The following is a 24,914-nucleotide window of genomic DNA, read 5'->3' on the forward strand; positions in this document are numbered from 1 at the left end:
CGCTTTTATTTGCGCCCGGGCCGCCAATGGCCTTTTCTCCCACCAGTATGCAGTCACTCGTTTCCCGTTCGCGCTTGGCGCTGGTTGCCAGCTTGCTGGCTTCGGCCAGCACGGCCCACGCCCAGCTCGACCCCCACGCCATCACCACGGCCGTGCCCATTCTTACGCTCAGCCCCGATGCCCGCGCCTCGGGCATGGGCGAGGCCGGAGTGGCCACGTCGCCCGATGCCAACTCGGCTTATTTCAATCCGGGCAAGCTGGGCTTTCAGCAGTATAAATACGGCGTGTCGATGTCGTACTCGCCCTGGCTGCGTAACATCACCGACGACATGAGTTTGTCGTACCTCTCGGGCTACGCCAAGGTGGGCCAGCGCTCGGCCTTCGGCGCCTCGCTGATGTACTTCGACCTGGGCAACATCGACTACCGGGACGGCCAGAACCTGCCCAACGGCTCCTTCAACCCCAAGGAATACGCCTTCACGGTATCATACGGCTTGCAACTGACCGATAACTTCGGCGTGGGCGCCTCGGCGCGCTACATCCGCTCCAACCTTATCGGGGCCATTGGCAGCAGTGATGCCAAGCCCGGCCAGTCGGTGGCCGTCGACCTGGGCGCCTATTATTCGAAGGACGTGACCATTGGCACGGGCCTGTATAACCTGGCCTTCGGGGGCACGATTTCGAACATCGGTAACAAGATGACCTACTCGGACCCCACCAACCCGAGCTTCCTGCCCACGCAGTTGAAGCTGGGCACGGCCCTGACGCGCGAAATCGACCAGTACAACAAAATCACGCTGGTATTCGATGCCACGAAGCTGCTGGTGCCCTCGCCGTACTACGAAGACGGCGTGAGCCAAAACGACCCGCGCATCAAAGCCATTAACGTGGAGCGCAATAACCAGCCCATTGTGGGTGCCATTTTCTCGTCGTTTCACGATGCGCCGGGCGGATTCAAGGAAGAGTTGCGCGAAATCAACCTCTCGACGGGTCTGGAATACAACTACAACGACCTGCTGTATGCGCGCGGCGGCTATTTCTACGAGGCCCCCGACAAAGGCGACCGCCAATACGTGAGCCTGGGCCTGGGCGTGCGCTACCAGGTATTCGGCATCGACGGCACCTACCTGGTGCCCACCGGCAACAACTCGCAAAACAACCCGCTGGCCCAAACCATTCGGGTGTCGCTGCACTTCAACCTGAACAAGCTGGCCGATGCCTTCGACGAAAACGGTGCCGGTGGCACCAGCGGCGAAGTTCCCTCGAACTAAGCCACTAGGTTGGTTGTAATAAACCGAACGTCATGCTGAGCGAAGTCGAAGCATCTCGCGCGTAGTAGTAATCCAATCGCATGGATTTACTCTCGCGGTAGAGATGCTTCGACTTTGCTCAGCATGACGTTCTTTTTCTATTCATTCTCATCGATTTCCGATTCCTGCAAATGCTTGACCGCACCCTAGCCCCTCCCGTTCAACCCCTGGCCCGCGTGGCGCTGCCCGCCGCCGAGGTGCTGGCCCTGCCCAGCGGCGCCCGTCTGCACGTGCTGGCCAACGACGCCCAGCCGGTGGTGCGCCTGCAGGCCGTGTTCCGGGCCGGCAAGCTGGCCGAGCCCCGGCCCGGCTTGGCCTCCCTCACGGCCCGCATGCTGCTGGAGGGCACCACCACCCGCACCGCCCGCCAGATTGCCGACGAAGTGGCCTTCTACGGCGCCTCGTTGGAGTGCGACGCCGGTTTCGACCGCTCCACGCTCACGCTGTACTGCCTCACGCGCCACCTGCCGACGTTGCTGCCGCTGGTGCTGGACGTGCTCCAAAACCCCGCCTTCCCGGCCGACGAGCTGCAACAGCTCAAAACCCGCACCATTCAGAACGTGCGCGTCGAGCGTCAGAAAACCAGCTTCCTGGCTTCGGAGCGTTTTAACGAGCTGCTGTTTGGGGCCGAAACGCCCTACGGCCGGCCCTTCGACGCCAACGCCTACCAGGCCCTTACCGCCGAGGAGGCGCGGGCATTCCACCAGACGGCCTACGGGCTGGCCAACGCTGAAATCTTTCTGTGCGGCGATGTGGCTACCGACCAGGCCCTGGTAGCCGATGCCTTCAGCACGGGGCCAGCAGGGGAGGCCCGGCCGGCGCCGGGTGCGGCCGGGCAATCAGGTTTTGCGCCGGGTACGCCATCTCAGGTGCCGGTAGCAGGCAGCCTGCAGGCGTCCATCCGCATGGGCCGCCTGTGGCCCAGCCCCACGCACCCCGACACACACCGCCTCAAGCTGCTGGTGAACGTGCTGGGTGGCTACTTCGGCTCGCGCCTGATGCGCAACATCCGCGAGGACAAGGGCCTGACTTACGGCATTTACGCCAGCGTGGCCCCGCGCGAGGAAGGCGCGTCGCTCGTCATCGGCACCGATGTGAAAGGCGAAAGTGCTGGCTTCGCCGTGAGCGAGATTGAAATGGAGTTGCGCCGCCTGCAGGACGAACTGATTCCGGCTGATGAGTTGGAGACGGTGAAAAACTACATTCTCGGCAAGTTTGCCAATGAGCTGTCCACGGTGTTTGAACAGTGCGACAAGTATAAAAACCTGGTTTTTATGGGCCTGCCGGCCGACTACTACACCGAATTCGTGCAGCAAACTGAAGCCACCGACGCCGAAACGCTACGAGCGCTGGCGCAGCAATACTTGGCACCAGAGGCTATGCAGACGGTGGTAGCGGGGCCGGCGGCGTAGGGAATATCAAAGCAGCTAAAAGAACGGTCATGCTGAGCGCAGTTGAAGCATCTCTACTGCGGAAGTAAATCCTGTCGATTGGATTACTTCTGCGGTAGAGATGCTTCAACTGCGCTCAGCATGACCGTTCTTTTTTGGATAAGCGGACGAATTACTCGCCTACGCCGGCTCCTGAATGGCGGGCGGCGTAGGATTATACTCGGCCGTAGCAGTGCGGTGCTCGGCGCTTTTCTTGCCCTTGTCGTCCTTCACATCGCGCCGGCTGAAGGGGCGGATGATGAGGCGCAGGGCCTGGTCGGTGCTGAAATAGCTAAAGGCCCAGTCGATGAAAGCTACCACCTTGTTGCGGAAGCCTACCAGCGTCATCAGATGCACAAAAAGCCAGGTGGCCCAGCCAAAGAAGCCGTTGAAATGGATGTTCTTGGGCAGGTCCACCACGGCCTTGTTGCGGCTCACAATGGCCATCGAGCCCTTGTTGTTGTACACGAAATCCTTGGGCGTTTCGCCGCGCAACAGGCGTTGCAGGTTGGCGGCGAGGTGGTCGGCGTGCTGTTGGGCCACGGGCGCCAGCATGGGCAGGCCGCGGGGCATGTCGTCGGTCACCATGTTGGCCACATCGCCGATGGCGAAGACGTTATTCAGGCCCTCTACCTGGTTCCACAGGTTCACGTTGATGCGCTTGTTGCGGGTCACTACGTCGGCGGGCAGACCGGGCACTTCGGCACCGTTCACACCAGCGGCCCACACCAGGTTTTCGGTAGCAATAAATTCGTTGTCAGTATAATAAGCCCGGTTATCCTCAAAGTTTTTGATGGACGTGTTCAGCATCACCTTCACGCCCAGCTCGTCGAGGTAGCGCTTGGCATCGGCCTGGGAGGCTGGCGACATAGGCCCAAGCAGCGCCGGCCCGGCTTCGACCAGAAAAATCTGCATGTGCTGCAGGTCCAGCTCTGGGTAGTCTTTGGGCAGCACGTGCTTGCGCATCTCGGCCAGCGAGCCGCTGATTTCCACGCCCGTGGGCCCGCCGCCCACTACCACGATGTTGAGCAGCGCCTGCCGCTCTTCGGGGTTTTCTGTGAGCAGGGCTTTCTCAAAATTCTGGAAAATGAAGCTGCGCAGGTTAAGAGCATTTGGGATGCTCTTGATTTGCATGGCGTTGCGCTCAATGCTTTCCAGCCCGAAGAAGTTGGTGAGCGAGCCGGTAGCCAGCACCAGGTAGTCGTAGCGAATATTGCCCACGCTGGTAATCACCGTATTGGCGGCCGGGTCCACGCTGTGCACGTCGGCCATGCGGTAGAAGAAGTTTTTCTGGCCCGCAAAAATTTTCCGAATCGGATACGCAATGCTGTCGGCCTCCAGGGCGCCGGTGGCTACCTGGTAGAGCAACGGCTGAAAGTTGTGGTAGTTGTTGCGGTCGATGACCACCACTTGCACCGGCGCCTTGCGCAGGGCCTTGGCCAGGCGCAAGCCCCCAAAACCGCAGCCAATAATGACCACGCGCGGGTGCGCCGAAACGGGAAGATTCGTGTCCATGTAATTGAAGTAAAGCCGGGTAATAACCTGTGCTTTACCCCAAATGTTGGGCAGAAGTTGTTTTTTCGTGCCCGCAGGCCCGCTGCCTACGAGGCGTTAGTCGTCGTTATACTTCTTCTTGAACTCGCCGTTTTTCACCTGCTGCACCAGCTTCAGCCAGCTGAAGGGGTTGAGCAGCGGGTTGTTGGCGTAAGTGCTGGGCCCGAAGCCGGCGCGCACGTCCTGGTTGTACTGCTGGTTTTGCATGGTCTGGCGGAAGTTGGCCACCGCCCCCATGGGCTGGGTCCGGAAAATGCGCGCCATCAGCTCTTGGTTTAGGTTGTCGGCGGCGGCGCTGCCCTTCTCGGTGGGCAGGCGCAAGGCCAGAAAAGCCTTTTTGAAGTCGCGCTCGGTGGTGTAGGGAAACACGCGCACTTCGCCCAGCATAGTAGCGTCTTCCACCAGCGAAATCACCACGGAGTAGCTCTGGCGCTGGTAGTCAGGCGGAATAACCACGGTGTAGTTGGCGTAGCCCAGCGAGCGGATGACGATGCTGTCGCCGGCCAGCACGGCCATCGAGAAATAGCCGTAGACGTTGGACGAGGTGCCGCGCCCGGCCCGGGGCACGTAGATGCTGGCGCCGGGCACGCCCAGCAGGCTGTCGCCGGTGGCCACAATGCCGGTAAACTGAATGATTTTGCGCTTGCCCTGCGCGTACGCCGACGGGGCCGCCAGCAGCAGCGTGCCCAGCAGGGCCACGGCAAAAAAGAGGGAAAAGCGACGAAAGCGCAAGAAATCAGGCATGTTCAGGAGTCGAGTAGGCAAATATACGGCGCCCGGGGCGGGGCCGATGGTAACTTTGGGCGGAAGAACACGGGGCATCCGTCCATTCATCCTAGACAGCAGATGCGCTTGAAACATTTCACGGTTGCTTTTGGGCAGCAACTTTTTAAATCGTTGGGCGACGAAAGCCGTGTCCGCATCCTGCATTTGCTGTGGCGCAACCAGGAAATGGTGGTGGCCGATTTGGAGCAGGTGCTCGATTTCACCCAGACCAAAACCAGCCGGCAATTATCGTACTTGAAGAATGCAGGTTTGGTGAACGTGCGCCGGCTCGATAACTGGATGTACTACTTCCTGAAAGAAGAGGCGGCCGAATTGCTGCAGGAGTTGCTCGGCTTCATGGAAAAAGACCCGCAGCTGCTGCGCGACCAGCAGATATACCAAATCCTGTGGTCGAACCGCGAACTGGCCGCGTATAAGCTCCAGAACCGGCACTGGCACGGGCCGCTGTAGGAAGCTTAGCCGAAAAAAGAATGTCATGCCGAGCGCAGCCGAGACATCTCGCGTGCTGAAGTAATCCTTTCAAAGAGTTAGTGGCGGCACGCGAGATGTCTCGGCTGCGCTCGACATGACGGCCATTTGATTCAATCGGTCCATTTTCAAATCCCTCTTATCATGAGCACCTCCCGCCGCCTCTTCGTGTGCACCAACCAAAAATCAGGGATAGGGGAGGACGTGGCCAAAGCCCTGAAAAAAGAGCTCAAGCACCAAGGCTTGAAAAAACAGGTAATCGACGGCCACAAGCTGCGCACCCAGGTGCAAACCTGCGACTGCCTAGACCTGTGCCGTGACTGCAAAAAGGGCCCTGGCGCCGCCCTCATCGTATATCCCGAAGGCACCGTGTATGGCAACGTGCGCCCCGCTGATGCCGCCGAGCTGGTGGCCGAGCACGTGGGCCGGGGCAAGGTGCTAAAGCGGTTGCGGATAGAAGAATAAGCCTGCCAATGGGCCGGGTTCCAACCGAAGCGGGCTGGAATCCGTTGATAGGGCAATTCATCTGTTATTCATCCGCCGCTCTATGCGCTTTTCTCTCGCAGCCCTGCTTCTGACCGGGCTGGCTTTCAGTGCCGCCGCCCAGCCGGCCGCTCCCCCCGATTCCGTTTACACCGACACTGCTCCCCGCTCCGGCTTGGCGCCGCTGGCTACCCGGGCGCAGGCCCAGGCCATGGGCACCAAGTCCTTCGGGCAATTGGGCAAAGACGGCAATTTGAGTTTGCTGCCCATTCCGGTGTTGTTTTACCAGGCCGAAACCGGCCTCGGCTACGGCCTCGGTGCCCTGCTGAGCGGCCGGTTCTCCAAGGATACCCTCACGCGCCCTTCCAATGCCCGGGTGCAGTACTGGACCACCCAGAAGGGACAGTCACTGCTGCAACTAGTACACACCGTGTACACGCCCGGCGAGAAATTATATCTCAATGGTGAAATCAGCGCCTACGACATTCTGCTTTACTACTACGGCAAGGGCCCCGGCACTAGCAGCGCCGCTGAGTCGGAAACTGACTACAAGCTCTTCATCATCAACCAGCGTTTGCAGAAACAGATTGCTCCTAAGCTGTTTTTCGGCGCGCAATACCGTTTCACCTCTATCACGCAAGTCACCGCGCCGGGCAGCAGCGTGGACGGCGCCCGGACCAATGTCTTCTATACCGACCCGCGCATGACCGAGCGCGAACGGCAGAACACCCGCGTATCAGGCCTCGGCCCCGTCATTTCCTACGACACGCGCGACGTGCCCCTGGCCGCCTTCAAGGGCAACTTGCTGGATGTCGGCGCCACCTTCAACGGCACGGGCCTGGGTTCGGACTATCGTTTTGTGCGCTACCAGCTCGATGCCCGCCACTTCCAGCCCCTGGGCTCCAACCGCACCATTCTGGCGGCGCAGTTCCTCGGGCAGTTCCACACCGGCGATGTGCCGTTTCGCGAGCTGGCCGGCATTGGGGCCAACCTGGGCGGCACGCTCTACAACAACGCCAACTTGCTGCGGGGCATCTACGAGCAACGCTTCCGCGACCGCCAGATGATTATGTTCCAGGCCGAAATCCGGCACAAGCTGTTCCCCAATGGCGGCAGCGTATTGAGCCGGTTTGACGGGGCCGTTTTCGGCGGCGTTGGCAACGTAAACAACTACATCGACAAATTTGCCCTCAGCGACACCAAGTACGCTGGCGGCGCCGGTATCCGCTTCAATTTCATCCGCCGCGACCGGGTGAACCTGCGCCTCGACTATGCCGGCGGCACCGGCAGCTCGCCCGGTATCCTGTTCGCCATCGGCGAAGCCTTCTAAGGTTACCAAAAACAATGATTAAAAGCCCTGCCCGTTAATTCGGGTGGGGCTTTTGTGTGTTACAGAGCTGTAGAATGGCTGCTCTAGGCATGAGCTATTTGAATTATTCTGGAAAAATCAGTCTGGCTAAGCGCTGCATTCAAGGCCGGTGAATGATTTATACTGAGCGAGTAGAATTGATGAGAAGCTTCCTCGCTGCATCCGCCCGGCAAGCTGGGCCTTATCCTTTCGCATGGCGCGGCGTACACCGATTTGATGGACCACGCTACGCCCGCCCGCTTCCTCGCCGCCGGCGAGCCTACCGCAACCGACCCCACCCAATCGGCCGACTGGCTGTTTCCGTTGCCACTCCAGGGCCGTAGCGCCCGCCTGCTGCAACAGCAGCTTGCCCTGCCCCATCCCGCATTGCGCATCAGCGTCATCATCCCGGCCAAAGATGAAGTAGCCAACCTGCCCACCACGCTGGCCGCCCTGGCCGCGCAGGTCGATTTGCAGGGCCGCCCCTGGCCGGCGGGCAGCTTCGAGGTCATTGTACTGGCCAATAACTGCACCGACCACACGGCCGCGGTGGTGCGCCAGCAGGCCCGCCGCTTTCCGCACCTGATGGTGCACGTGGCCGAGCTGTGCCTGCCCGCCCCCAAGGCCCACGTGGGCCGGGCCCGCCGCCTGCTCATGGACGAGGCCTGCGCTCGGCTGGAGCAAGTAGGCCGCCGCCATGGCATTATCGCCAGCACCGATGCCGACACCCGTGTGGCCCCCACTTGGCTGGCCGCCATCCAGGCCGAAATAGACGCTGGCGCCGATGCCGTGGGCGGCCGCATCCTCACCGAAATGAGCAGCCCAGCGCTGCAGCCCCTGCGCCGTATTCAGACAGCTGACGCAGCCTACCATCTGCTCTGCGCCCGCCTGGAAAGCCTCCTCGACCCTGCGCCGGTTGACCCGTGGCCACGCCATCACCAGCATTTTGGGGCCAGTCTGGCCCTCACCGCCCGCGCCTACCGCCAGGTAGGCGGCCTGCCCGAAGTCCGTTTTCTGGAAGACGAAGCCCTGTGTCAGGCCCTGCGGCGGCACGACTTGAAGCTGCGCCATAGCCCTACGGTGCAGGTGCTCACTTCCGCCCGTCGCGAGGGCCGCGTCGAGGTCGGCCTTTCGTGGCAGCTAAGTGAGTGGTTGAAAATGAGCCAGCAGCAGCGTGAGCCTTACGTTGACAACCCCGTGCAACTGGCGCGGCGCTGGCAGCTACGTCGCCAGCTGCGCGCCTGCTGGAGCGGCTGCCCGGGCGCCGAAATCGCTGCGCTGGTCACCCGCCTCGGCCTGCCCGAATCGGTCGTATTGAGCCAGCTGGGGCAGGCGCCCACTTTTGGGGTGCTTTGGGAATGGACCTTGGCGCACAGCCCGGCGCTGGCTGTGGCTCCGGTGCCACTGTCGCGGGCGCTGCTGCTGTTGCCGCGGCTCATCCAGAGCCATCTGGTAGCGGGGGGGCGGGCCGTGGTGGCCGTTTAGCGTTTCTCCAGCAGGTCGAGCCGGTACTTTTCGTGGCGCTGACCGGTGAGGTGCCGCAAGGGACCAGTTTCCGTGGCCTTGGCCAGAAAAAACTCGTGCACGTCGTCGCCTGTGAGTGGGTAGTCGTGAACCGGCGGCGTCCAATGCACCAGTAAGAGTTGGCCGCCAGGCTGTAGGCCAGCAATGAGTTGGTCGGCTGCGCGGGCCAAGTCGTTCGGCGACCAGTAATAACCGACTTCCGACAATAAAATCAGGTCAAATTTCTGGGTGGGAAATTCGTTAGGCACCTGCATCAGACGAATTTCTACCTGCGGCAGCTCGGCGCAGCGGGCTCGGGCCTGGGTCAGCGCGGCTTCGCTTACGTCCACGGCCAACAGGTGAGCGCAGCGCGGCGCCAGCTGGGCCGTGAGCACGCCCAGCGAACAACCTATTTCAAACGCTTCGGCGTAATGCGGGCGCGGCAGGGCGGCCAGTGTGGCAGCGTATTTCTCGCGCTCATAAGGACTGGTTTCAAAATTCCACGGGTCGCGGTTGGCCTGGTACACGTGGTCGAAATATTCCGGCGGTAGGGTGTTGGGCTGGTTTTCGTTCATGGCGCTACGGCTTCAAAAAAAACTTCATACGGTGTGGCGAAGTGCGCCAGCATTTCTTCGGATAATAAAAAACCGTCAGCATCGTCGGTGAACACGCCCGGTGCCACCTGCGAGCGGTGCGCCGCAATGGCCCGCTGCTTCTGCCGCAGCCCAGCCTCAATATTTAGGCGAAACCCCTGTACGCCATCGGCTGCCGTGGGCAGGTCGTCGGGCGCGGCGCGTTCCCAGGCCCACACCACGTATTCAAGCCGGCGCGGTGGCTTATCCATCGCGGCCAGAGCCACCGCCACCAGTTGGCTGGTAGCGCGGTGGTCGGGGTGGGGGTCGCGCCGCCAGGGCACCAGCACGGTAGCTGCCGCATGTTGCTCCAGAAACTCCTGCAGCTGAGTGGCGGCAGCGGCAAAGCCGGGTTCGGTGGTTGAGCTGGGTACGCGACCATCGGGCAGGCCCAGCAGCAGCGGCTCCGTGGCATCGAGCCCGAGCAAAGTGAGGGCGTGGCAGAACTCCGTCTCCCGAACTGCCCGGCGTGCTTGGGCTGAAAACAACAGCGAGTTTGAGTGCGACATCGAGCCGTCGCTCACCAGCACGGCCGCTACCGGCACGCCTTGTTGCCGCAACAGGGCCAGCAGCCCGCCGCAGCCCAGGGCCTCGTCGTCGGGGTGGGGAGCTATTACCACTGTGGGGCCCAGCGTGGCGGCAAAGCTGCCCGGCCGCATCGGGTAAGAATTAAAAGGAAGCAAAGCTGGAAAGGAAAACGCTAACAACTGACAACAAAAAACCAACAACTAAAACGTCTTGCCTTCGAGCACGAAGCGGCCCACGTCGGCCAGCGCGCCGTCGGGCGCGGGCTGGCGCAGGTAGTGGGTGAGGTCGCGGTGCAGGCGCTCGAAGGGAAGGGGCTGGAGCAGGCCGCGGGCGCCCACGCAGCGCTCGGCCAACTGCAGCATGTCGAGGCAGATGGTCTCGATGGCCGTGCGCATCATGTTGGCATAGGCCACGGTGGCTTCGGCCTCGGCCGTGGCGTTGGGGCGGGCGGCGTGTTCGGCGGCCCCGCGTACCCACTGGTGGCCGCTTTCGAGGGCAAGGGCCATTTGGCCGAGGCGCTGGCGTTGGTAAGGGTCGTCGATGCGCCCCAGGCTTTGCAGAAAGCGGCGGGTTTCTTCGAAAATCGCCTCGGCCCCACCCAGCTGCACCGCCGCAAACCGGATGGCGCCGCCACTGAATGCCGGCTGCCGGTAATACGCATCGGGCGGACCGATGAAGTCCTCGGGACCTATTTCCAGCCCGGTCAAGTCGGCCCGAAAGCTGGCCGTGGCCCGCATGCCCAACGGCCGCCAGAAGGAGCGGTCCAACTCGGGAGGCTGGCTGTCGGCGGGCAGCACGAACAACTGCCAGCCCTGCCCATCGGGCAAGGCGCCGGTGATAAGCGGCCGCGCCAGATGGCCCGCGCCCGATGCAAACGTTTTGGCCCCGCGCAGGCGGTAGCGCCCGTTAGGCAGGGCTTCGAGGTGCACACCATCAGCCGGAATCTCGGTATTCCAGACACCAAACAGCCGGCCGGCGCGGGCATCGGCGGCGTAGCGCGCCACTTGCTCGGCCGTGCCCATTTGCTGAATAAGCTGCAGCGCATTCGTGTGCCCTTCAAACACGCGCCCCACCGCCAGGTTTCCCCGCCCAATGTGCTGCAGCACCCGCAGCAGCGGCAACGTAGCCGCCGGGGTATCGAGCCCGGCGCCGCCCAATGTAGCGGGCAAGGCCGCCGTGAGCAGGCCCACCGCTCGCAGCCAATCAAATTCCTGCGTGGGAAAACCGCCTTCTACATCGGTTTCGGCGGCCTGGGCAAATAAGCGCGGCGCCAGCTGGGCGGCGGCGGCTTCCGCTGCGGCGGGGTTGGTTAAGGCCGCTGGGGCCAGTGTATCAGTTGTAATCAAAGCGGGTGGTGTGGAGAGCAGCGCGAAATCGGAGTCAGCGGCCGGCATAGGCTGAAGGAGAGAGTTTCTATACTTCATAAGCGGCTGCAGTGTTCGGCCCATTCAGCCTTATCGGTCAAGCTCTCGAAGGCGCGGCTAACAATTCGGTAATAAAGCTTTTGGAATGCCGCGGGGGTAGGGGCGTACCTTTGCGGCGGCAATAGTGCTGTGCTTTTTCCTGCAAAAACAACCTTATTATGTCGTCTCGCCCCATTCGCGCCGCCCTCCTTTCCGTGTACCACAAAGACCGGCTGGCGCCCCTGGTGCAGCTGCTGCGGCAGCACGGCGTGACGCTTTATTCCACGGGCGGCACCCAGAAATTTCTGGAAGACGAAGGCGCCGAAGTAACCGCCGTAGAAGACCTTACCGGCTTCCCCGAAGTATTCGGCGGCCGCGTGAAGACGCTGCATCCCAAGGTGTTCGGCGGCATCCTGCACCGCCGCCACGAAGACGGCGACCTGGCCCAGGCCGAGCAGCACGGCATCCCACCCATCGATTTGGTGGTGGTCGACCTTTATCCGTTTGAAGAAACTGTGGCCAGCGGTGCCGAAGAACAGGACGTCATCGAAAAAATCGACATTGGCGGCATTTCGCTGTTGCGCGCCGCCGCCAAAAACTTCCGCGACGTGCTGGTCGTCAGCAGCCGCGACCAGTACGCGGCCGTGACTGAATTGCTGACCACCAAGAATGGCGCCACCGACCTCGAAGACCGTCGCCACTACGCCGCCGCCGCTTTCGCCACAACCTCGCACTACGACTCCGAGATTTTCAAATACGTGAGCCAAGACACCGCCGTGGCCGGCGCGGCCCTGCGCCTCAGCGCCCAGCCCGCCACGCCCCTGCGCTATGGCGAAAACCCCCACCAGGCCGGTACTTTCTACGGCGACCTGTCGGCCCTATTCGACCAGCTGCACGGCAAGCAGCTCAGCTACAACAACCTGGTGGACGTAGACGCCGCCGTGGCCCTCATGGCCGAATTCAGCGACGGCGAGCCCGCCTGCGCCATCCTCAAGCATACCAACGCCTGCGGCGTGGCCCAGGCCGCCACGCTCCGCGACTCCTACGTGAACGCCCTAAGCTGCGACCCGACGTCGGCGTTCGGCGGCGTTATCATCGTGAACAAGGAAGTGGACGCGGCCACCGCAGCCGAGCTGAACCAGCTGTTTTTCGAAGTCCTGATTGCGCCTGGCTTTGCAGCCGACGCGCTTCCCGTGCTCCAGAGCAAGAAAAACCGGATTCTGCTGCTGCAAAAGCCGGTCGAGTTTCCGAAGAAGCAGGTGAAAACCCTACTCAACGGCATCATCGAGCAGGATGCTGACCGCCAGACCGAAGCGGCTGCCGACTTCCGCACCGTCACCCAATCGGCCCCCACAGCTGAAGAAACGGAGGCCCTTGTTTTCGCCGCCAAAATCTGCAAGCACACCAAGAGCAACACCATCGTGCTGGCCCGCGCCGGCCAGCTGCTGGCTTCCGGCGTGGGCCAGACCTCGCGCGTCGATGCCCTGCGCCAGGCCATTGAGAAAGCCCGCGCCTTCGGTTTCGACCTGCACGGCTGCGTGATGGCCTCCGACGCCTTCTTCCCCTTCCCCGACTGCGTGGAAATTGCCGGCGCGGCCGGCATCCGCGCCGTGGTGCAGCCCGGCGGCTCTATCAAGGATGCCGATAGCGTGAAAGCCTGCGACGAGTTGGGCATGGCTATGGTGCTGACGGGCGTACGGCACTTCAAGCACTAGGGGCAGGCCAGTCGCCTGTCATTGCGAGGCCGCAGGCCGTAGCAATCCGTCCTGTTCTCAGCGACTAGCCTAATAATGTGACAACCGAACGTCAACGCGGCTAAAGCTCTAAAACCTGAAAAGCCCCGGTACTGCGCAGTGCCGGGGCTTTGTGGCGAAAGGGCGTGTCTGATTTTGACAGGACGGATTGCTTCGTCGTGCCTCCTCGCAATGACAGGCGGGACTGGCCGGCATCCTTGGCAGAATCCCATAATCCCGTTCACCAACCCCGCCCAAACCTTCCGTACCTTTGCCCATTATTTTGCTTGAGCACCGGCCCGAGCTCCGCCTTATTGCATATATCTCAATGGGTTTCTTTAATTTCCTGACCAGCGACATCGCCATCGACCTGGGCACGGCCAATACGCTCATCATTCACAACGACAAAATCGTGGTGGACGAGCCGAGCATCATCGCCAAAGACCGAACCACGAACAAAGTCATCGCCGTGGGCCGCCAGGCCCAGCAGATGCACGAGAAAACGCACGACAACATCCGCACCATCCGCCCGCTCAAGGATGGGGTAATTGCCGATTTCCACGCCGCCGAGGAAATGATTAAGGGCATGATTAAGATGATTGACACGCGCACGCGGCTGTTTCAGCCCTCGCACCGCATGGTCATCTGCATCCCCTCGGGCATCACCGAAGTAGAGAAACGCGCCGTGCGTGACTCCGCCGAGCACGCTGGCGCCAAGGAAGTCTGGATGATTCAGGAACCCATGGCCGCCGCCATCGGCATCGGCATCGACGTGGAACAGCCCGTGGGCTCGATGATTATCGACATCGGCGGCGGCACCACCGAAATCGCCGTTATCGCCCTCTCGGGCATCGTGTGCGACCAGTCCATTAAAACGGCTGGCGACGTTTTCAACCAGGACATCCTCGACTACATGCGTCGGCAGCACAACCTGCTCATCGGCGAACGGTCGGCCGAGCGCATCAAAATCGAAGTTGGCGCCGCTCTCACCGAACTCGACGTGCCGCCGCCCGACCATGAAGTGCGCGGCCGCGATTTGATGACGGGCATTCCGAAGGTTATTAAAGTAACGTTCTCGGAAATTGCCATTGCCCTCGATAAATCGGTGGCCAAAATCGAAGAGGCCGTATTGAAAGCCCTCGAAATTTCGCCGCCTGAACTCTCGGCCGATATTTACGAAAACGGCATTCACCTCACCGGCGGCGGCGCCCTGCTGCGCGGGCTCGACAAGCGTCTCGCGGCCAAAACCAAGCTGCCCATTCACATTGCCGAAGACCCGCTGCGCGCCGTAGTGCGCGGCACCGGCAAGGCCATTAAGGACATTCAGGCCTTTAAAGGCGTGCTGCTGACGTAATTCGAAATTAGTGTAAAAACGGTCATGCAGAGCGTAGCGAAGCATCTTTACCTCAATAGTAAATAATTACTGCTGCGGTAAAGATGCTTCGCTACGCTCTGCATGACGTTCTTATTCAATCCAATTAATCCCCCGTGCGGAATTTATTTCTTTTCCTATTTCGCTTTCGCGGGGCGCTGGTATTTGGCTTATTGGAAATAATAAGCCTCTATTTATTTGTAACCAATAATTCGTACCAGCGGGCGGCGTTTTTTAATTCGGCCAATTCCTACGCGGGCGTGGTGCTGGAGCGCCGCACCCATATAACGGACTATTTCCATCTGGCCGATTTAAATAAACAATTAGCGGCCGAAAATGCGGCGCTGCGCCAGCAACTCTACCCGCCCGACACGGCCCGGCGCGAGGCCGACTCGGTGGCCATTCCGCCAGCCCGCACCGACACGCTCCGGCTGGTGCGCTACCAGCGCCCCGCCAGCCGCCCCGATACGCTGCTGCTGGGCCAGCAGCGCCTGCCGGCCCGCGACCCGAGTTACCCCCTGATTCCGGCCCGGGTTATCAACAACCGCCTCAGTAATGTGGATAACTTCTTCACCCTGAACGTGGGCACGGCCAACGGCGTGCAGCGCGGCCTGGGCGTGGTGGCGGCGGGCGGCGTGGCCGGCCGCGTGCAGGCCGTGACCGAGCACTACGCCACCGTGGCCAGCCTGCTGCACTCCAAAACCACCATTGCCTCCAAAATCAAGCGCGACGGCACCTTCGGCACCATCAAGTGGCAGGGCGACGACCCCACCCACGCCCTGCTCGACAACGTGCTGCGCGAAACCAAACTGGTGAAAGGGGACACAGTGGTGACGTCGGGCTACAATGCCATTTTCCCGGAAGGTATTTTCATCGGTACCATTGATTCCTTCGTGAAAGAACCGGACAAGAACTTCTGGACCATTCGGGTGCGCCTAGGCGTCAATTTTTCCAATTTACAATACGTGTACGTGGTGACGAGCCGGCCTAAAGCCGAGCGCGACACCGTGGAGGCGCGCGCGGGCATGCTGCCGGAAGGAGGGAAGCGCAAATGAGTGGCCTACGGTTTCTATTCGTTCAAATCCTGCGCTTCGCGCTTTACGCGGGCCTGCACGTGATGCTCATTAGCCGGCTGGTGTTGTTCGATTTGGGCTGGTGCTTTTTCTACTTGGGCTTCCTGTTGTTTTTGCCCTTGCGCACGCCTATTGTGGTGCAGTTGCTGCTGAGTTTCGCCATGGGCGTCACGATGGATATTTTCTACGACACGGGCGGGCTGCACGCGGCGGCGGCGGTGCTGCTGGGCTTTCTGCGGCCGTGGGTGCTGCGCCTGCTCACCCCGCGTGACGGTTACGACTCGGCCGACGCCGTGAACGTGCACCAGATGGGCTGGCATTGGTTCGGCGTGTATCTCACGCTGTTGGTGCTGCTGCACCACGCCACGTTTTTCATCCTGGAGTTGGGCAGCTTCCGCCACATCGGCCTCACGCTGGGAAAAATACTGGTGAGCGCACTCTTTACCGGGCTGGCGTTGTTAATCGTGCAGCTGCTGTTTTTCCCGGTGCGAAGGGGGAGGAGTTAGGAGTAAATTATTTAGTAGAACGTCATGTCGAGCTTGCCGAGACATCTCGTGTGCTACCACTAATCCTTTTTACCCATTGGATTAGTGGTAGCACACGAGATGTCTCGGCAAGCTCGACATGACGGGCAACGATATAAAGTGAAATGCAATATTTAGAAGGCCGTAAATACGTCGTCCAGGGCATCTTCTTAATTGTGGTGCTCATCTTCCTCACCCGCTTGTTTTTCATGCAGGTGATGGACGGTACGTACAAGCTGGCCGCCGACAAAAACACCCTGCAGCGCCTGGTGCAGATACCCTACCGCGGCCTGATTTACGACCGCAAAGACCAGTTGCTGGTGCAGAATGAGCCCGTGTATGACCTCATGGTGGTGCCCCGGGAGGTGAAGCAACTCGACTCGGCCCGCTTCTGCGAGCTGCTGCAAATTCCACAGGAAGAGTTGCGCAACAGCCTGCGCGTGGCCAAAAAATATTCGCGCAACAAGCCCTCGCCCATTGTCCAGAACCTGACTACGCGCGACCTAGCCATCATTCAGGACAACCTGATGGACTTTCCCGGCTTCCGCATTCAGGCGCGCATGGCCCGGGCCTACCGCACGGCCAACCTGGCCCACGCCCTGGGCTACGTGGGTTCCATCACGCCAGCGCTGCTCGAAAAGCCGAAATACGCCAAGTACCAGCCCGGCGAAAATATCGGTATTTCGGGCCTGGAGTCGTATTACGAGCCTATTCTGATGGGCCGCCGCGGTGTGCAGTACAAGATGGTGAACGTGCGCGGCATCGAGAAAGGCAAGTTCCGAGGCGGCGAGTTCGACACCCTTTCGGTGGCCGGGCAGGACTTGCACCTGAGCATCGACGCCGAGTTGCAGGCCTACGGCGAGAAGCTGCTAGCCAACCGCCGCGGTTCCATCGTGGCCATCGACCCCAAGACGGGCGAAATTCTGGCCTTCGTTTCGGTGCCGCGCTACGACCCCAACCTGCTGACCGGCAAGGGCGCGGGCAACCGCTACATGGCCCTGCTCAACAACCCCGACCGCCCGCTCTTCGACCGCCCGCTGATGGCCACCTACCCGCCCGGCTCGGTGTTTAAGCTGGTGAACGAGTTGGTGGCCCTGCAGTTGGGCGTGGTGCAGCCCGGTACTGGCTTCGAGTGCAACCAGAAGCTGGTGCGCTGCACCCACCGCCACGAGCGGCCGTCCAACGTGAGCATTGCCATCAAAAACAGCTGCAACCCCTATTTCTATCAGGTGATGCAGGCGGCCGTGCTGCGCGGCCAGGGCAAGAATAAGTACGAGGATACCCACATCGGCCTGGGCCAGTGGCAGAAAATGGTGAAAACCTTCGGACTGGGTGAGAAGCTGGGCGTGGACATGCTTCAGGAAAAGCGCGGCCTGATTCCCTCGCCGGAGTTTTACGATAAGAAGTTCTTCAACAAGAAGGAAAACCGCCAACACCGCTGGAGCTACCGCAACGTGTACTCGCTCAGCATCGGGCAAGGCGAAATCGGCATCACGGGCGTGCAAATGGCCAACGTGCTGGCCACCATCGCCAACCGCGGCTGGTACTACACGCCGCATTTCGTGCGCAGCATCGGCAACGGCGGCCCGCTGCCCCAGTTCCGCCAGAAGCACTACACGGCCGTCGATACGACGCTGTTCAAATACATCATCCCCGGCATGCAGATGGTGGTGGACGGCAACGGCGGCACCGGCAACCTAGCCTCGCTGGCCGAGCTGGGTATTTCGGTGGCCGGCAAAACCGGCACTGTGCAGAACCCCCACGGCTTCGACCACGCCACCTTCGCCGCCTTCGCCCCGGTGAACGACCCGAAAATTGCCATCGCCGTGTTCATCGAAAACTCCGGTTTTGGGGGTACCAGCGCCGCTCCCGCTGCGGGGTTAATGATTGAAAAATACCTGCGTGGCAAAGTGGCTGGCTACCGCCACCGCTGGGAAGACTGGGTGATGTACGGCGACTTCACGAAGAAGCTGCACTAACGGCAGGGGGAGAAGTTGAACGAGGTAGAGACGCAATATTTTGCGTCTCGTCGTTGCTGATGTTGTTATGACTGCGCAGTCATGCGGTGTCAAATGGTGTGGACCCGGTCGTTCAACGACGAGACGCAAAATATTGCGTCTCTACCTCGTTCGATAGCCAACCTTCCGCCCGTTTCCCCGGTTGTAGCACCTCCTCAATCACCACTACAATTACTATGGAATCCCTGCAAGGAAAAGTTGCCCTCGTCACGGGCGCCGGCAAAGGCATTGGCCGCGCCGTGGCCCTCGCCCTGGCCGCCGAAGGCGTGCAAGTGGGCCTGCTGGCCCGCACCGATAGCGACCTGCAAGAAGTAGCTGCCGAAATCATTGCCGCCGGTGGCACCGTAGCCACTGCCGTGGCCGACGTGGCCGACCGCCCCGCCGTGAACCTGGCCGTGGCCAAAATCCACCAAGAACTTGGCCCCATCGACATCCTCATCAACAACGCCGGCATCGGCAGCTTCGCTAAGTTTCTGGAGATGGAGCCTGAGAAGTGGGAGCAAATCGTACAGGTCAATCTATTCGGTACCTACTACGTGACGCGCGCCGTGTTGCCCGACATGATAGAGCGCCAGGCCGGCGACATCATCAACATTTCCTCCACCTCCGGGCAGCGGGCCGCCGCCGGCAGCAGCGCCTACAGCGCCTCCAAATTCGCCGTGATGGGCCTCACCGAAGCGCTGATGCAGGAAGTGCGCAAGCACAATATCCGCGTGTCGGCCCTCACGCCCAGCACCGTGGCCACGCCCCTGGCCATCGGCAACAACCTCACCGACGGCAACCCCGACAAGGTGATGCAGCCCGAAGACCTGGCCGAATTCATCGTGTCGCAGTTGAAGCTGAACCGCCGCATCTTCATCAAGGAAGCGGGCATGTGGTCGACGAATCCGTAGCCTCGACGAAGTTTCTTAGTAGCCAAAGCGCCCCCGTAGCCTAAGTTGCGGGGGCACTTTATTTTCAAAACTACAGCTTCTCAAACGGCACATCCTGAATAGGATACACCTTCCAGTCTTTGTAATCATAATGCCACCACTCGGCCGGCAGCACGGTGAAGCCGTGGGCTTCCATGCGGGCGCGCAGTAGGTCGCGGGCGGCGCGCTGGGCGGGGGTGCCGCCCGCGTAGGCTGCGTAGGAGCGGGGGCTCATCTCGTCATAGGCGCCCGGCATTTCCACCTCGCGGCCGGTGGCCAAGTCGAATAAGCTCAGGTCCACGGCACAGCCGCGGTTGTGGCGCGAGCCCTTGCGTGGGTCGGCTACGAACTCCTTTTTGTCGGCTGGCGTGTGGTCCCACATCTGCTTGGTGATGCGCCAAGGCCGGTAGCCGTCGAACACCAACAGACCGTAGCCCAGCGGTTTCAGCTCCGCATTTACTTGCACCAACGCCTCGGCTGCCGGCCGCTGCAGAAATGCTCTCGCCTGCGGGTAGAGCACCCGACCCATGAAGTTCTGGCTCGTGGCGTAACGGATATCCAGCCGGATGGTCGGGTCGAGCCGGGTCAGCTCCACTAAATCGGAAGATTGGAAGGGGCCGGTTTCGCGCGGTGGCCGGGCCGCGCAGCTGCTGACGATACTCAGGTAGCAGGCCAAGAGCAGGATTTGGAAGGCTTGACGCATAATATGTCGAAGTAGGGGCGGGGCCTGCAACCGCCCGCCGGTAAACGAAATTGTTGAGGTAATGTGAACGACGTGCGGGGGCAGGCGCCGCCCCTACACCGGCCGTGCAAAAACCCAAATAAACAGAAAAAGCAGCCCAATGGACTGCTTTTTCTGTTTTCAATAAAGCGCGGAAGCAATTACAGCAGCCCGCTCAGGAAACCCGGTGCAACACCCAGCAAAATGGTGAGCAGCGCCAGCACCACCAGCGTGGCGGACTGAATACCATCGACCGGCACCGGCGTGGCGTCAGCTTCGGCCGGGCGCAGGTACATGGCGATGAGCGGGCGCAGGTAGTAGTACAGGCCCACCATGCTCATGATAACGGCAAATACCACCAGCCCGATGTAGCCCTGGCCCACGGCTGCCGCTAGCAGGAAAAACTTGCCGAAGAAGCCGCCCGTGAGCGGAATGCCGGCCAGCGAGAGCATGGCCACCGTCATCACGAAGGCCAGCAGCGGGTTGGTGCGGCCCAGGCCGTTGAGGCCGTTGTAGGAGTCGTTCTGGCGGTGGTCGCTCACCAGTTTCAGCACGCCGAAAGCGGCCACGGTGGCAATGGAGTAAGCCAGTGAGTAGAAGAAGATGGCGCTGGCAGCCTCGCCTCTTAGGATGCCTTTGCTGGCCACGAGGCCGATGAGCAGGTAGCCAGCGTGGCTCACGCTGGAGTAGGACAGCATGCGTTTGGTACTGGTTTGGGCCGCCGCGCCTACGTTGCCGAGTAGCAGCGTGAGGGCGCACATGGCCTGAATGGTGGGCATCCAGAAGCCCTGGGCGGCAGGCAGGGCCACCGCCAGCAGCTTGAGGAAGGCAGCGAAACCAGCCGTTTTCACCACCGTGCTCATGAAGGCGGTAAAGAAGGTGGGCGTGCCCTCGTACACGTCGGGCGTCCAGAAGTGGAACGGCGCGGCCGAAACCTTGAAGCCAATGCCGATAATCATCATCAAAATGCCGATGTAGAGCATGGGCTGCAGGCTGGCATTGGCCGGCGCGGCCACGGCGGCGCCGAGTTGCGAGAGGGCAAATGTGCCAGTGGCACCGTAGAGCAACGCGATGCCGAAGAGCAGGATGCCGGTGGCAAAGGCGCCCATTAGGAAGTATTTCAGGGCGGCCTCGTTGCTGCGCGAGTCGCGCTTGCTGCTGCCGGCCAACACGTACATGCTGATACTCAAGATTTCAATGCCCACGAAGAGCATAAGTAGGTGGTCGTAGCCAATCATCATGATGGCACCCACCAATGCGAAAAGCAGCAGGGCGTAGTATTCAGCAAGGTTGGGCTCGCCGGCGGTCACGTAACTGCGCGAGAAGGGCAGCAGCACAATGGTGGTGAGCAGCACGATGCCGGTGAAGGCTACCGTGTAGTTGTCCACCACCAGCATGTGGTTGAAGTAGGGCTCGTGCGCCACGTTCCAGTCGGCGTAGTTGGCCCCGAACACGGCCAGCAGCAGCAGCATGGCGCCGGGCAGCAGCACCTTGTTCGAGCGCAGGAAGCCCAGGAACAGGTTGAGGATGCCGAAGACGGAGAGGAGAATGATGGAGGTCATGGGCTTGCTTGGAGTCGGAACAACAGCGAAAAACTGTCATCCTGAGCTTGCGAAGGACCTTATCAAGGCCGCTTCGTTGAATTACAACTTCAAATCTGCGCTGGCGTGAGAAGGTCCTTCGCTGCGCTCAGGATGACAGGTGTTGGCCTATTATCCTGTAAGAATTACCGGCCGACGAGCGCCAGAATATTCGTTACGGCCGGCTCCGAGAGGTGCAGGAACGAGTTCGGGAACAAGCCAATCCAGAACACCAGCGCGATGAGGGGCACCAGAATCAGCAGCTCGCCGCCGATGAGGTCGGTGATGGTTTCGGAGAACGAGGAGTCCGGGCCGAGCATTACGCGCTGGAACATGCGCAGCAGGTACACGGCCGAGAAAATGATGGTGAGGCCGGCCACGGCACCTACCCAGGCGTTGTACTGGTACACGCCCGCTAGCAGCAGTAATTCACCCACGAAGCCGCCGGTGAGCGGCAGGGCCACCGTGCTCAGCAGCATCACTAGGAAGCAGACCGTGAGAACGGGCGTGCGGCGGGTGAGGCCGCCCAGGTCCGGGATGTAGCGGGTGCCGGTGCGGCGCTCGATGGCGTCGGCGATGAAGAACATGCCGACCACGTTTACGCCGTGGGCCAGCATCTGGACCACCGCGCCCTGCAGGCCGATTTGGGTGAGGGAGAACACGCCGGCCGCCATCAGCCCCACGTGCGAGAGCGAGGAGTAGGCAATGAGGCGCTTCACGTCACGCTGCCGAATGGCGATGATGGCGCCGTAGATGATACCGATGACCGAGAGGATGATAACCGGTTTCTGCCACTGGCTCACGCCGAGCGGCACGACCGGCAGCAGCCAGCGCATGGTGCCGTAGATGCCCATTTTCAGCATGATGCCCGAAAGCAGCATGGTGGCGGGAGCGGGCGCCTCGGTGTAAGTATCGGGCTGCCAGGTGTGGAAAGGGAAGATGGGCATCTTCACGGCGAAGGCCGCAAAAATCAGCCAGAACAGCCACGACTGCTCGGCCGCGCTCAATTTCAGGCTGTAGAAGGCCGAGAGCTCCGACGAGTGCGCGGCCAGCGAGCCGGCGGCGGGACCGGTTTGTAGGTACAGGTACACGAAGCCGGCCAGCATCAGCAGCGAGCCGACGACGGTGTAGAGGAAAAACTTGAGGGTGATGGCCACGCGGCGCTCGCCGCCCCAGGCGCCGGCCAGGAAATAAATCGGAATGAGGGCCACTTCCCAGAAGAAGTAGAACAAGAAGGCATCGAGCGAGGTGAACACGCCCAGCAGGCCGGTTTGCATGAACAGCACGAGGGCGTAGAAGGCCGACGGGTTGTCGAAGTCGCGCTTGAAGGCGCTGAGCAGGATGAGCGGCACCAAGAAGGTGGTCAGCAGCACCAGCAGCAAGCTCAGGCCATCGAGCCCGAGGTGGAAGTTGATGCCGGCCGAGGGAATCCAGCTGTAATTGAGGTTGAAGCTGGCCGAGCCGCTGCTTTTGAAGGCGAAGGCGGTGTACACCGCGAGGCCAAATTCGATGATGGAGGCGCCCAGAGCCAGGGCCCGGGCGGTGGCTCCCTTGGTGAGCAGCAGCAGCAAGGCGGCGGCCAGCGGGAGGAAAAGCAGAACAGCAGTCAGCATCGGCAATAGCAGGAGGGCAGCAGCGGCACCGGGAAACCGGCCCGCAAATTGACCGCAAACTTACGCATTGACTAGTAAGGCTGCACTGTTTTTGTGCAAGTTCTACTGGCGGGCTACTTTACGGCTCATCAACACGCGCCCGGCCGTGTCCATCCATTGCGCGGTGTAAAGCCCCGGCGCCAAGGCCGCTACCGAAACAGAAGCCTCCATTCCAGCTACCGGCTGGCGCCGTACCTCACGGCCCAGCGCATCTAGCAAACGCACGGCGGCGGCGGTTTGGGTGGGCTGGCGCAGGCTGAGGGTTTCGGTGGCGGGGTTAGGGAAGGCGCTGTAGCCGGCCGCTTCGGCAGCCGCTGCCGTGGCGGTGGGGCGGCAGAACACGGCCATGATTTTCGTCCACAGCTCGTTGTCGAAAGACGATGCGGCCAAGGTGCGCGGGCCCGCCGACTGGCCCTGGCGCACCACCACGAGGCCCAGGCTGGGCACCACGTAAATCTTCTGGTCGTTTTTGCCGAGGGCGGCAATGAGGTCGGCCGGGGCGGCGGGGATGAGCGGGCCCGGGAAATTGATTTGAGACTGGGGCAGGCGGTAGCTGCTCTGGCCATTGAGCCACCAGAGGTAGCCGTAGCTGCGGTTCAGGGTTTGGCTGGGCGTAGTCATGCGCCGGAAATAGGCGGTGTCGGTCATAATTTGGGTGCCGTTCCAGGCGCCGCGGGCCAGGATGAACAGGCCGAAGCGGGCCATGCTGCGGGCTTTGCTGTAGAACACGTCGTTGGCCCACAGGCCGGTCATGCCGATGCGGTTGCCGAGGCGCTGGTTGGTGTATTGGATGATGGCGGCGGCGCCGCTGGCTTGCACCAGCACGTCTTGCAGGGTGCGGTAGGCGCCGGTGTGGTAGGCCCAGCGCGTGGCGGGCGGGGCGAGGTAGCGCAGGCAGCTGGGCGTGGTGCTCTCGTTGTCGCAGGGCGCGGGCGGGGTTTCGTCGAGCCCGGTGGTCATCGTGAGCTGGTGCAGCAGCTGAATCTGGCGCTGCTGGGCGCGGGTGGCGCTGGTCCAGCGGCCGAGGTAGCGGGAGGTGCTGTCGGTGAGGCTCAGGATGCCGTCCTGCCGGGCCAAGCCCACGAGGGTGGCCGTGAGCGACTTGCCCGCCGAGGCCCAGTACCAGGCCGAGTCGGCGGTGTAGCTGCCGTAATACTGCTCCACCACCAGGCGGCCGTCTTTCAGTATCAATAACGACTTGCTGCCCTTGCGCCCGGCAAAGGCCAGCAGCGAATCGAGTGGCGTTTGGCACCAGCCCAGGCTGGCCGGCGTGGTGGTGGCCCAGGTACTGCCGGTGAGGGGCGGGAAGTAAAGGGCGGACGTCTGGGCCTGAATCGGGTTGTCCATCAGAAGCAAACCCAACAGGCAGCAAGTAAGTAGCACGTTTGTCATCGGCGCAAAGGTCTTTACAAGCGAATATTTAACTAGACTTGCTACCCAGTTACCGGTTTAATGAATGAACTGACTCAATCCGCAACGATTCCCAATTACATGAACCATCCCATCCTGCGCGTGGCCCGGCCCACCGATAACCTGTCTGCTTTGCTACGTTTTTACTGCGACGGCCTCGGCTTACAGCAATTAGCTTCTTTCACGGCCCATAATGGTTTCGATGGCGTGATGCTGGGCCACCCGCAGGCGCCTTACCATCTGGAGTTCACGCATCAGCCCGGCCACGTCGTGGGCCGCGCCCCCACGGCCGATAACCTGCTCGTGTTTTACCTGCCCGATGCGGCCGAGTGGCAGGCTGCCGTGCGGCGCATGGAAGCAGCGGGGTTTGCGCCGGTGCCGTCCTACAATCTGTATTGGGACCAGCACGGCCGCACCTTTGAGGACCCCGACGGCTACCGTGTGGTGTTGCAGCAGGCCGCGTGGAACTTGTAGC

Annotated in this window: 22 protein-coding genes; 13 read left to right on the forward strand and 9 right to left on the reverse strand. The window is 61.4% G+C overall.

What is annotated here, in order from left to right:
* The first annotated feature begins 47 nt into the window (after nucleotides 1–47).
* Together porV and Q5H92_RS24885 are read left to right on the forward strand one after the other, a co-directional pair.
* The gene (gene porV, locus Q5H92_RS24880) at nucleotides 48–1,271 is read left to right on the forward strand and encodes a type IX secretion system outer membrane channel protein PorV (RefSeq protein ID WP_305014287.1); all 1,224 of its coding nucleotides are present in this window, start codon (nucleotides 48–50) and stop codon (nucleotides 1,269–1,271) included.
* A gap of 170 nt (nucleotides 1,272–1,441) precedes the next feature.
* Complete coding sequence (locus tag Q5H92_RS24885) at nucleotides 1,442–2,722, forward strand: M16 family metallopeptidase (protein WP_305014288.1); 1,281 nt, start codon at nucleotides 1,442–1,444, stop codon at nucleotides 2,720–2,722.
* Nucleotides 2,723–2,881: 159 nt separating this feature from the next.
* Here the strand turns inward: Q5H92_RS24885 and Q5H92_RS24890 are convergent, their stop codons facing one another.
* Together Q5H92_RS24890 and Q5H92_RS24895 are read right to left on the reverse strand one after the other, a co-directional pair.
* Entirely contained in the window at nucleotides 2,882–4,255 is a 1,374-nt protein-coding gene (locus Q5H92_RS24890) for an NAD(P)/FAD-dependent oxidoreductase (RefSeq protein ID WP_305014289.1), read from the reverse strand.
* Nucleotides 4,256–4,351: 96 nt separating this feature from the next.
* On the reverse strand, nucleotides 4,352–5,038 hold the full coding sequence (locus Q5H92_RS24895) for a carboxypeptidase-like regulatory domain-containing protein (protein WP_305014290.1): 687 nt from the start codon (nucleotides 5,036–5,038) through the stop codon (nucleotides 4,352–4,354).
* 102 nt (nucleotides 5,039–5,140) lie between these two features.
* Between Q5H92_RS24895 and Q5H92_RS24900 the strand changes: the two genes are divergently transcribed.
* The 4 genes from Q5H92_RS24900 (at nucleotide 5,141) to Q5H92_RS24915 (ending at nucleotide 8,864) form a co-directional block, all read left to right on the forward strand.
* A complete protein-coding gene (locus Q5H92_RS24900; protein WP_305014291.1) occupies nucleotides 5,141–5,530 on the forward strand; it encodes an ArsR/SmtB family transcription factor in 390 nt (129 codons plus the stop codon).
* 162 nt (nucleotides 5,531–5,692) lie between these two features.
* Entirely contained in the window at nucleotides 5,693–6,013 is a 321-nt protein-coding gene (locus Q5H92_RS24905; protein WP_305014292.1) for a (2Fe-2S) ferredoxin domain-containing protein, read from the forward strand.
* An 82-nt stretch (nucleotides 6,014–6,095) separates the two neighbouring features.
* Complete coding sequence (locus Q5H92_RS24910) at nucleotides 6,096–7,361, forward strand: BamA/TamA family outer membrane protein (protein WP_305014293.1); 1,266 nt, start codon at nucleotides 6,096–6,098, stop codon at nucleotides 7,359–7,361.
* Between the two features lie 255 nt (nucleotides 7,362–7,616).
* Nucleotides 7,617–8,864 (forward strand): glycosyltransferase family 2 protein, encoded by a 1,248-nt coding sequence (locus Q5H92_RS24915; RefSeq protein WP_305014294.1) that lies wholly within the window; start codon nucleotides 7,617–7,619, stop codon nucleotides 8,862–8,864.
* Here the strand turns inward: Q5H92_RS24915 and Q5H92_RS24920 are convergent.
* The 3 genes from Q5H92_RS24920 to Q5H92_RS24930 are packed head-to-tail and all read right to left on the reverse strand — an operon-like array spanning nucleotide 8,861 to nucleotide 11,436.
* Nucleotides 8,861–9,457 carry a class I SAM-dependent DNA methyltransferase gene (locus Q5H92_RS24920; RefSeq protein WP_305014295.1) on the reverse strand — a complete coding sequence of 199 codons (597 nt, stop codon included), beginning with the start codon at nucleotides 9,455–9,457 and terminating at the stop codon, nucleotides 8,861–8,863. The genes Q5H92_RS24915 and Q5H92_RS24920 overlap by 4 nt on opposite strands.
* The gene (locus Q5H92_RS24925) at nucleotides 9,454–10,197 is read right to left on the reverse strand and encodes a PIG-L deacetylase family protein (RefSeq protein ID WP_305014296.1); all 744 of its coding nucleotides are present in this window, start codon (nucleotides 10,195–10,197) and stop codon (nucleotides 9,454–9,456) included. The genes Q5H92_RS24920 and Q5H92_RS24925 overlap by 4 nt, the downstream gene beginning before the upstream one ends.
* Before the next feature lie 45 nt (nucleotides 10,198–10,242).
* Complete coding sequence (locus Q5H92_RS24930; RefSeq protein ID WP_305014297.1) at nucleotides 10,243–11,436, reverse strand: acyl-CoA dehydrogenase family protein; 1,194 nt, start codon at nucleotides 11,434–11,436, stop codon at nucleotides 10,243–10,245.
* 188 nt (nucleotides 11,437–11,624) lie between these two features.
* Here Q5H92_RS24930 and purH point away from each other — a divergent pair, with 188 nt between their 5' ends.
* From purH to Q5H92_RS24960, 6 genes are all read left to right on the forward strand, one after another.
* Entirely contained in the window at nucleotides 11,625–13,160 is a 1,536-nt protein-coding gene (gene purH / locus Q5H92_RS24935) for a bifunctional phosphoribosylaminoimidazolecarboxamide formyltransferase/IMP cyclohydrolase (protein WP_305014298.1), read from the forward strand.
* A 346-nt stretch (nucleotides 13,161–13,506) separates the two neighbouring features.
* Entirely contained in the window at nucleotides 13,507–14,532 is a 1,026-nt protein-coding gene (locus tag Q5H92_RS24940; protein ID WP_046244199.1) for a rod shape-determining protein, read from the forward strand.
* Between the two features lie 134 nt (nucleotides 14,533–14,666).
* Nucleotides 14,667–15,605, forward strand: a complete 939-nt coding sequence (mreC, locus tag Q5H92_RS24945) for a rod shape-determining protein MreC (RefSeq protein ID WP_305014299.1) — start codon at nucleotides 14,667–14,669, stop codon at nucleotides 15,603–15,605.
* Nucleotides 15,606–15,667: 62 nt separating this feature from the next.
* Nucleotides 15,668–16,129, forward strand: coding sequence for a hypothetical protein (locus tag Q5H92_RS24950; protein WP_305014351.1), 462 nt, complete (start codon nucleotides 15,668–15,670; stop codon nucleotides 16,127–16,129).
* Between the two features lie 143 nt (nucleotides 16,130–16,272).
* Nucleotides 16,273–18,126, forward strand: a complete 1,854-nt coding sequence (mrdA, locus tag Q5H92_RS24955) for a penicillin-binding protein 2 (RefSeq protein ID WP_305014300.1) — start codon at nucleotides 16,273–16,275, stop codon at nucleotides 18,124–18,126.
* 215 nt (nucleotides 18,127–18,341) lie between these two features.
* Nucleotides 18,342–19,058, forward strand: coding sequence for a 3-ketoacyl-ACP reductase (locus Q5H92_RS24960; protein ID WP_305014301.1), 717 nt, complete (start codon nucleotides 18,342–18,344; stop codon nucleotides 19,056–19,058).
* A gap of 70 nt (nucleotides 19,059–19,128) precedes the next feature.
* Here Q5H92_RS24960 and Q5H92_RS24965 read toward each other — a convergent pair whose 3' ends face one another.
* The 4 genes from Q5H92_RS24965 to Q5H92_RS24980 all read right to left on the reverse strand — a co-directional run bounded on the left by Q5H92_RS24965 (nucleotide 19,129) and on the right by Q5H92_RS24980 (nucleotide 24,376).
* Complete coding sequence (locus Q5H92_RS24965) at nucleotides 19,129–19,779, reverse strand: M15 family metallopeptidase (protein WP_305014302.1); 651 nt, start codon at nucleotides 19,777–19,779, stop codon at nucleotides 19,129–19,131.
* A gap of 179 nt (nucleotides 19,780–19,958) precedes the next feature.
* Nucleotides 19,959–21,359: an NADH-quinone oxidoreductase subunit N gene (locus tag Q5H92_RS24970; RefSeq protein ID WP_305014303.1), complete on the reverse strand. Its 1,401-nt coding sequence runs from the start codon at nucleotides 21,357–21,359 to the stop codon at nucleotides 19,959–19,961.
* Between the two features lie 164 nt (nucleotides 21,360–21,523).
* Nucleotides 21,524–22,990 (reverse strand): complex I subunit 4 family protein, encoded by a 1,467-nt coding sequence (locus Q5H92_RS24975; protein WP_305014304.1) that lies wholly within the window; start codon nucleotides 22,988–22,990, stop codon nucleotides 21,524–21,526.
* Nucleotides 22,991–23,092: 102 nt separating this feature from the next.
* A complete protein-coding gene (locus Q5H92_RS24980) occupies nucleotides 23,093–24,376 on the reverse strand; it encodes a serine hydrolase (RefSeq protein WP_305014305.1) in 1,284 nt (427 codons plus the stop codon).
* Nucleotides 24,377–24,520: 144 nt separating this feature from the next.
* Here Q5H92_RS24980 and Q5H92_RS24985 point away from each other — a divergent pair, with 144 nt between their 5' ends.
* A complete protein-coding gene (locus Q5H92_RS24985; RefSeq protein ID WP_305014306.1) occupies nucleotides 24,521–24,913 on the forward strand; it encodes a VOC family protein in 393 nt (130 codons plus the stop codon).
* Nucleotide 24,914 lies beyond the last annotated feature (1 nt).

The sequence above is a fragment of the Hymenobacter mellowenesis genome (assembly GCF_030581005.1).
GTDB classification, from domain to species: Bacteria; Bacteroidota; Bacteroidia; order Cytophagales; family Hymenobacteraceae; genus Hymenobacter; species Hymenobacter mellowenesis.

What these genes read in the sequence shown, in the direction of transcription:
- purH (WP_305014298.1), top strand. Translation starts at nt 11,625, where the DNA reads ATGTCGTCTCGCCCCATTCGCGCCGCCCTCCTTTCCGTGTACCACAAA.
- Q5H92_RS24915 (WP_305014294.1), top strand. Translation starts at nt 7,617, where the DNA reads ATGGACCACGCTACGCCCGCCCGCTTCCTCGCCGCCGGCGAGCCTACC.
- Q5H92_RS24885 (WP_305014288.1), top strand. Translation starts at nt 1,442, where the DNA reads ATGCTTGACCGCACCCTAGCCCCTCCCGTTCAACCCCTGGCCCGCGTG.
- mrdA (WP_305014300.1), top strand. Translation starts at nt 16,273, where the DNA reads ATGCAATATTTAGAAGGCCGTAAATACGTCGTCCAGGGCATCTTCTTA.
- Q5H92_RS24975 (WP_305014304.1), bottom strand. Translation starts at nt 22,990, where the DNA reads ATGCTGACTGCTGTTCTGCTTTTCCTCCCGCTGGCCGCCGCCTTGCTG.
- Q5H92_RS24940 (WP_046244199.1), top strand. Translation starts at nt 13,507, where the DNA reads ATGGGTTTCTTTAATTTCCTGACCAGCGACATCGCCATCGACCTGGGC.
- Q5H92_RS24920 (WP_305014295.1), bottom strand. Translation starts at nt 9,457, where the DNA reads ATGAACGAAAACCAGCCCAACACCCTACCGCCGGAATATTTCGACCAC.
- Q5H92_RS24930 (WP_305014297.1), bottom strand. Translation starts at nt 11,436, where the DNA reads ATGCCGGCCGCTGACTCCGATTTCGCGCTGCTCTCCACACCACCCGCT.
- Q5H92_RS24900 (WP_305014291.1), top strand. Translation starts at nt 5,141, where the DNA reads ATGCGCTTGAAACATTTCACGGTTGCTTTTGGGCAGCAACTTTTTAAA.
- Q5H92_RS24980 (WP_305014305.1), bottom strand. Translation starts at nt 24,376, where the DNA reads ATGGACAACCCGATTCAGGCCCAGACGTCCGCCCTTTACTTCCCGCCC.
- Q5H92_RS24895 (WP_305014290.1), bottom strand. Translation starts at nt 5,038, where the DNA reads ATGCCTGATTTCTTGCGCTTTCGTCGCTTTTCCCTCTTTTTTGCCGTG.
- porV (WP_305014287.1), top strand. Translation starts at nt 48, where the DNA reads ATGCAGTCACTCGTTTCCCGTTCGCGCTTGGCGCTGGTTGCCAGCTTG.
- Q5H92_RS24985 (WP_305014306.1), top strand. Translation starts at nt 24,521, where the DNA reads ATGAACCATCCCATCCTGCGCGTGGCCCGGCCCACCGATAACCTGTCT.
- Q5H92_RS24970 (WP_305014303.1), bottom strand. Translation starts at nt 21,359, where the DNA reads ATGACCTCCATCATTCTCCTCTCCGTCTTCGGCATCCTCAACCTGTTC.
- Q5H92_RS24950 (WP_305014351.1), top strand. Translation starts at nt 15,668, where the DNA reads ATGCTCATTAGCCGGCTGGTGTTGTTCGATTTGGGCTGGTGCTTTTTC.
- Q5H92_RS24965 (WP_305014302.1), bottom strand. Translation starts at nt 19,779, where the DNA reads ATGCGTCAAGCCTTCCAAATCCTGCTCTTGGCCTGCTACCTGAGTATC.
- Q5H92_RS24905 (WP_305014292.1), top strand. Translation starts at nt 5,693, where the DNA reads ATGAGCACCTCCCGCCGCCTCTTCGTGTGCACCAACCAAAAATCAGGG.
- Q5H92_RS24960 (WP_305014301.1), top strand. Translation starts at nt 18,342, where the DNA reads ATGGAATCCCTGCAAGGAAAAGTTGCCCTCGTCACGGGCGCCGGCAAA.
- Q5H92_RS24910 (WP_305014293.1), top strand. Translation starts at nt 6,096, where the DNA reads ATGCGCTTTTCTCTCGCAGCCCTGCTTCTGACCGGGCTGGCTTTCAGT.
- Q5H92_RS24890 (WP_305014289.1), bottom strand. Translation starts at nt 4,255, where the DNA reads ATGGACACGAATCTTCCCGTTTCGGCGCACCCGCGCGTGGTCATTATT.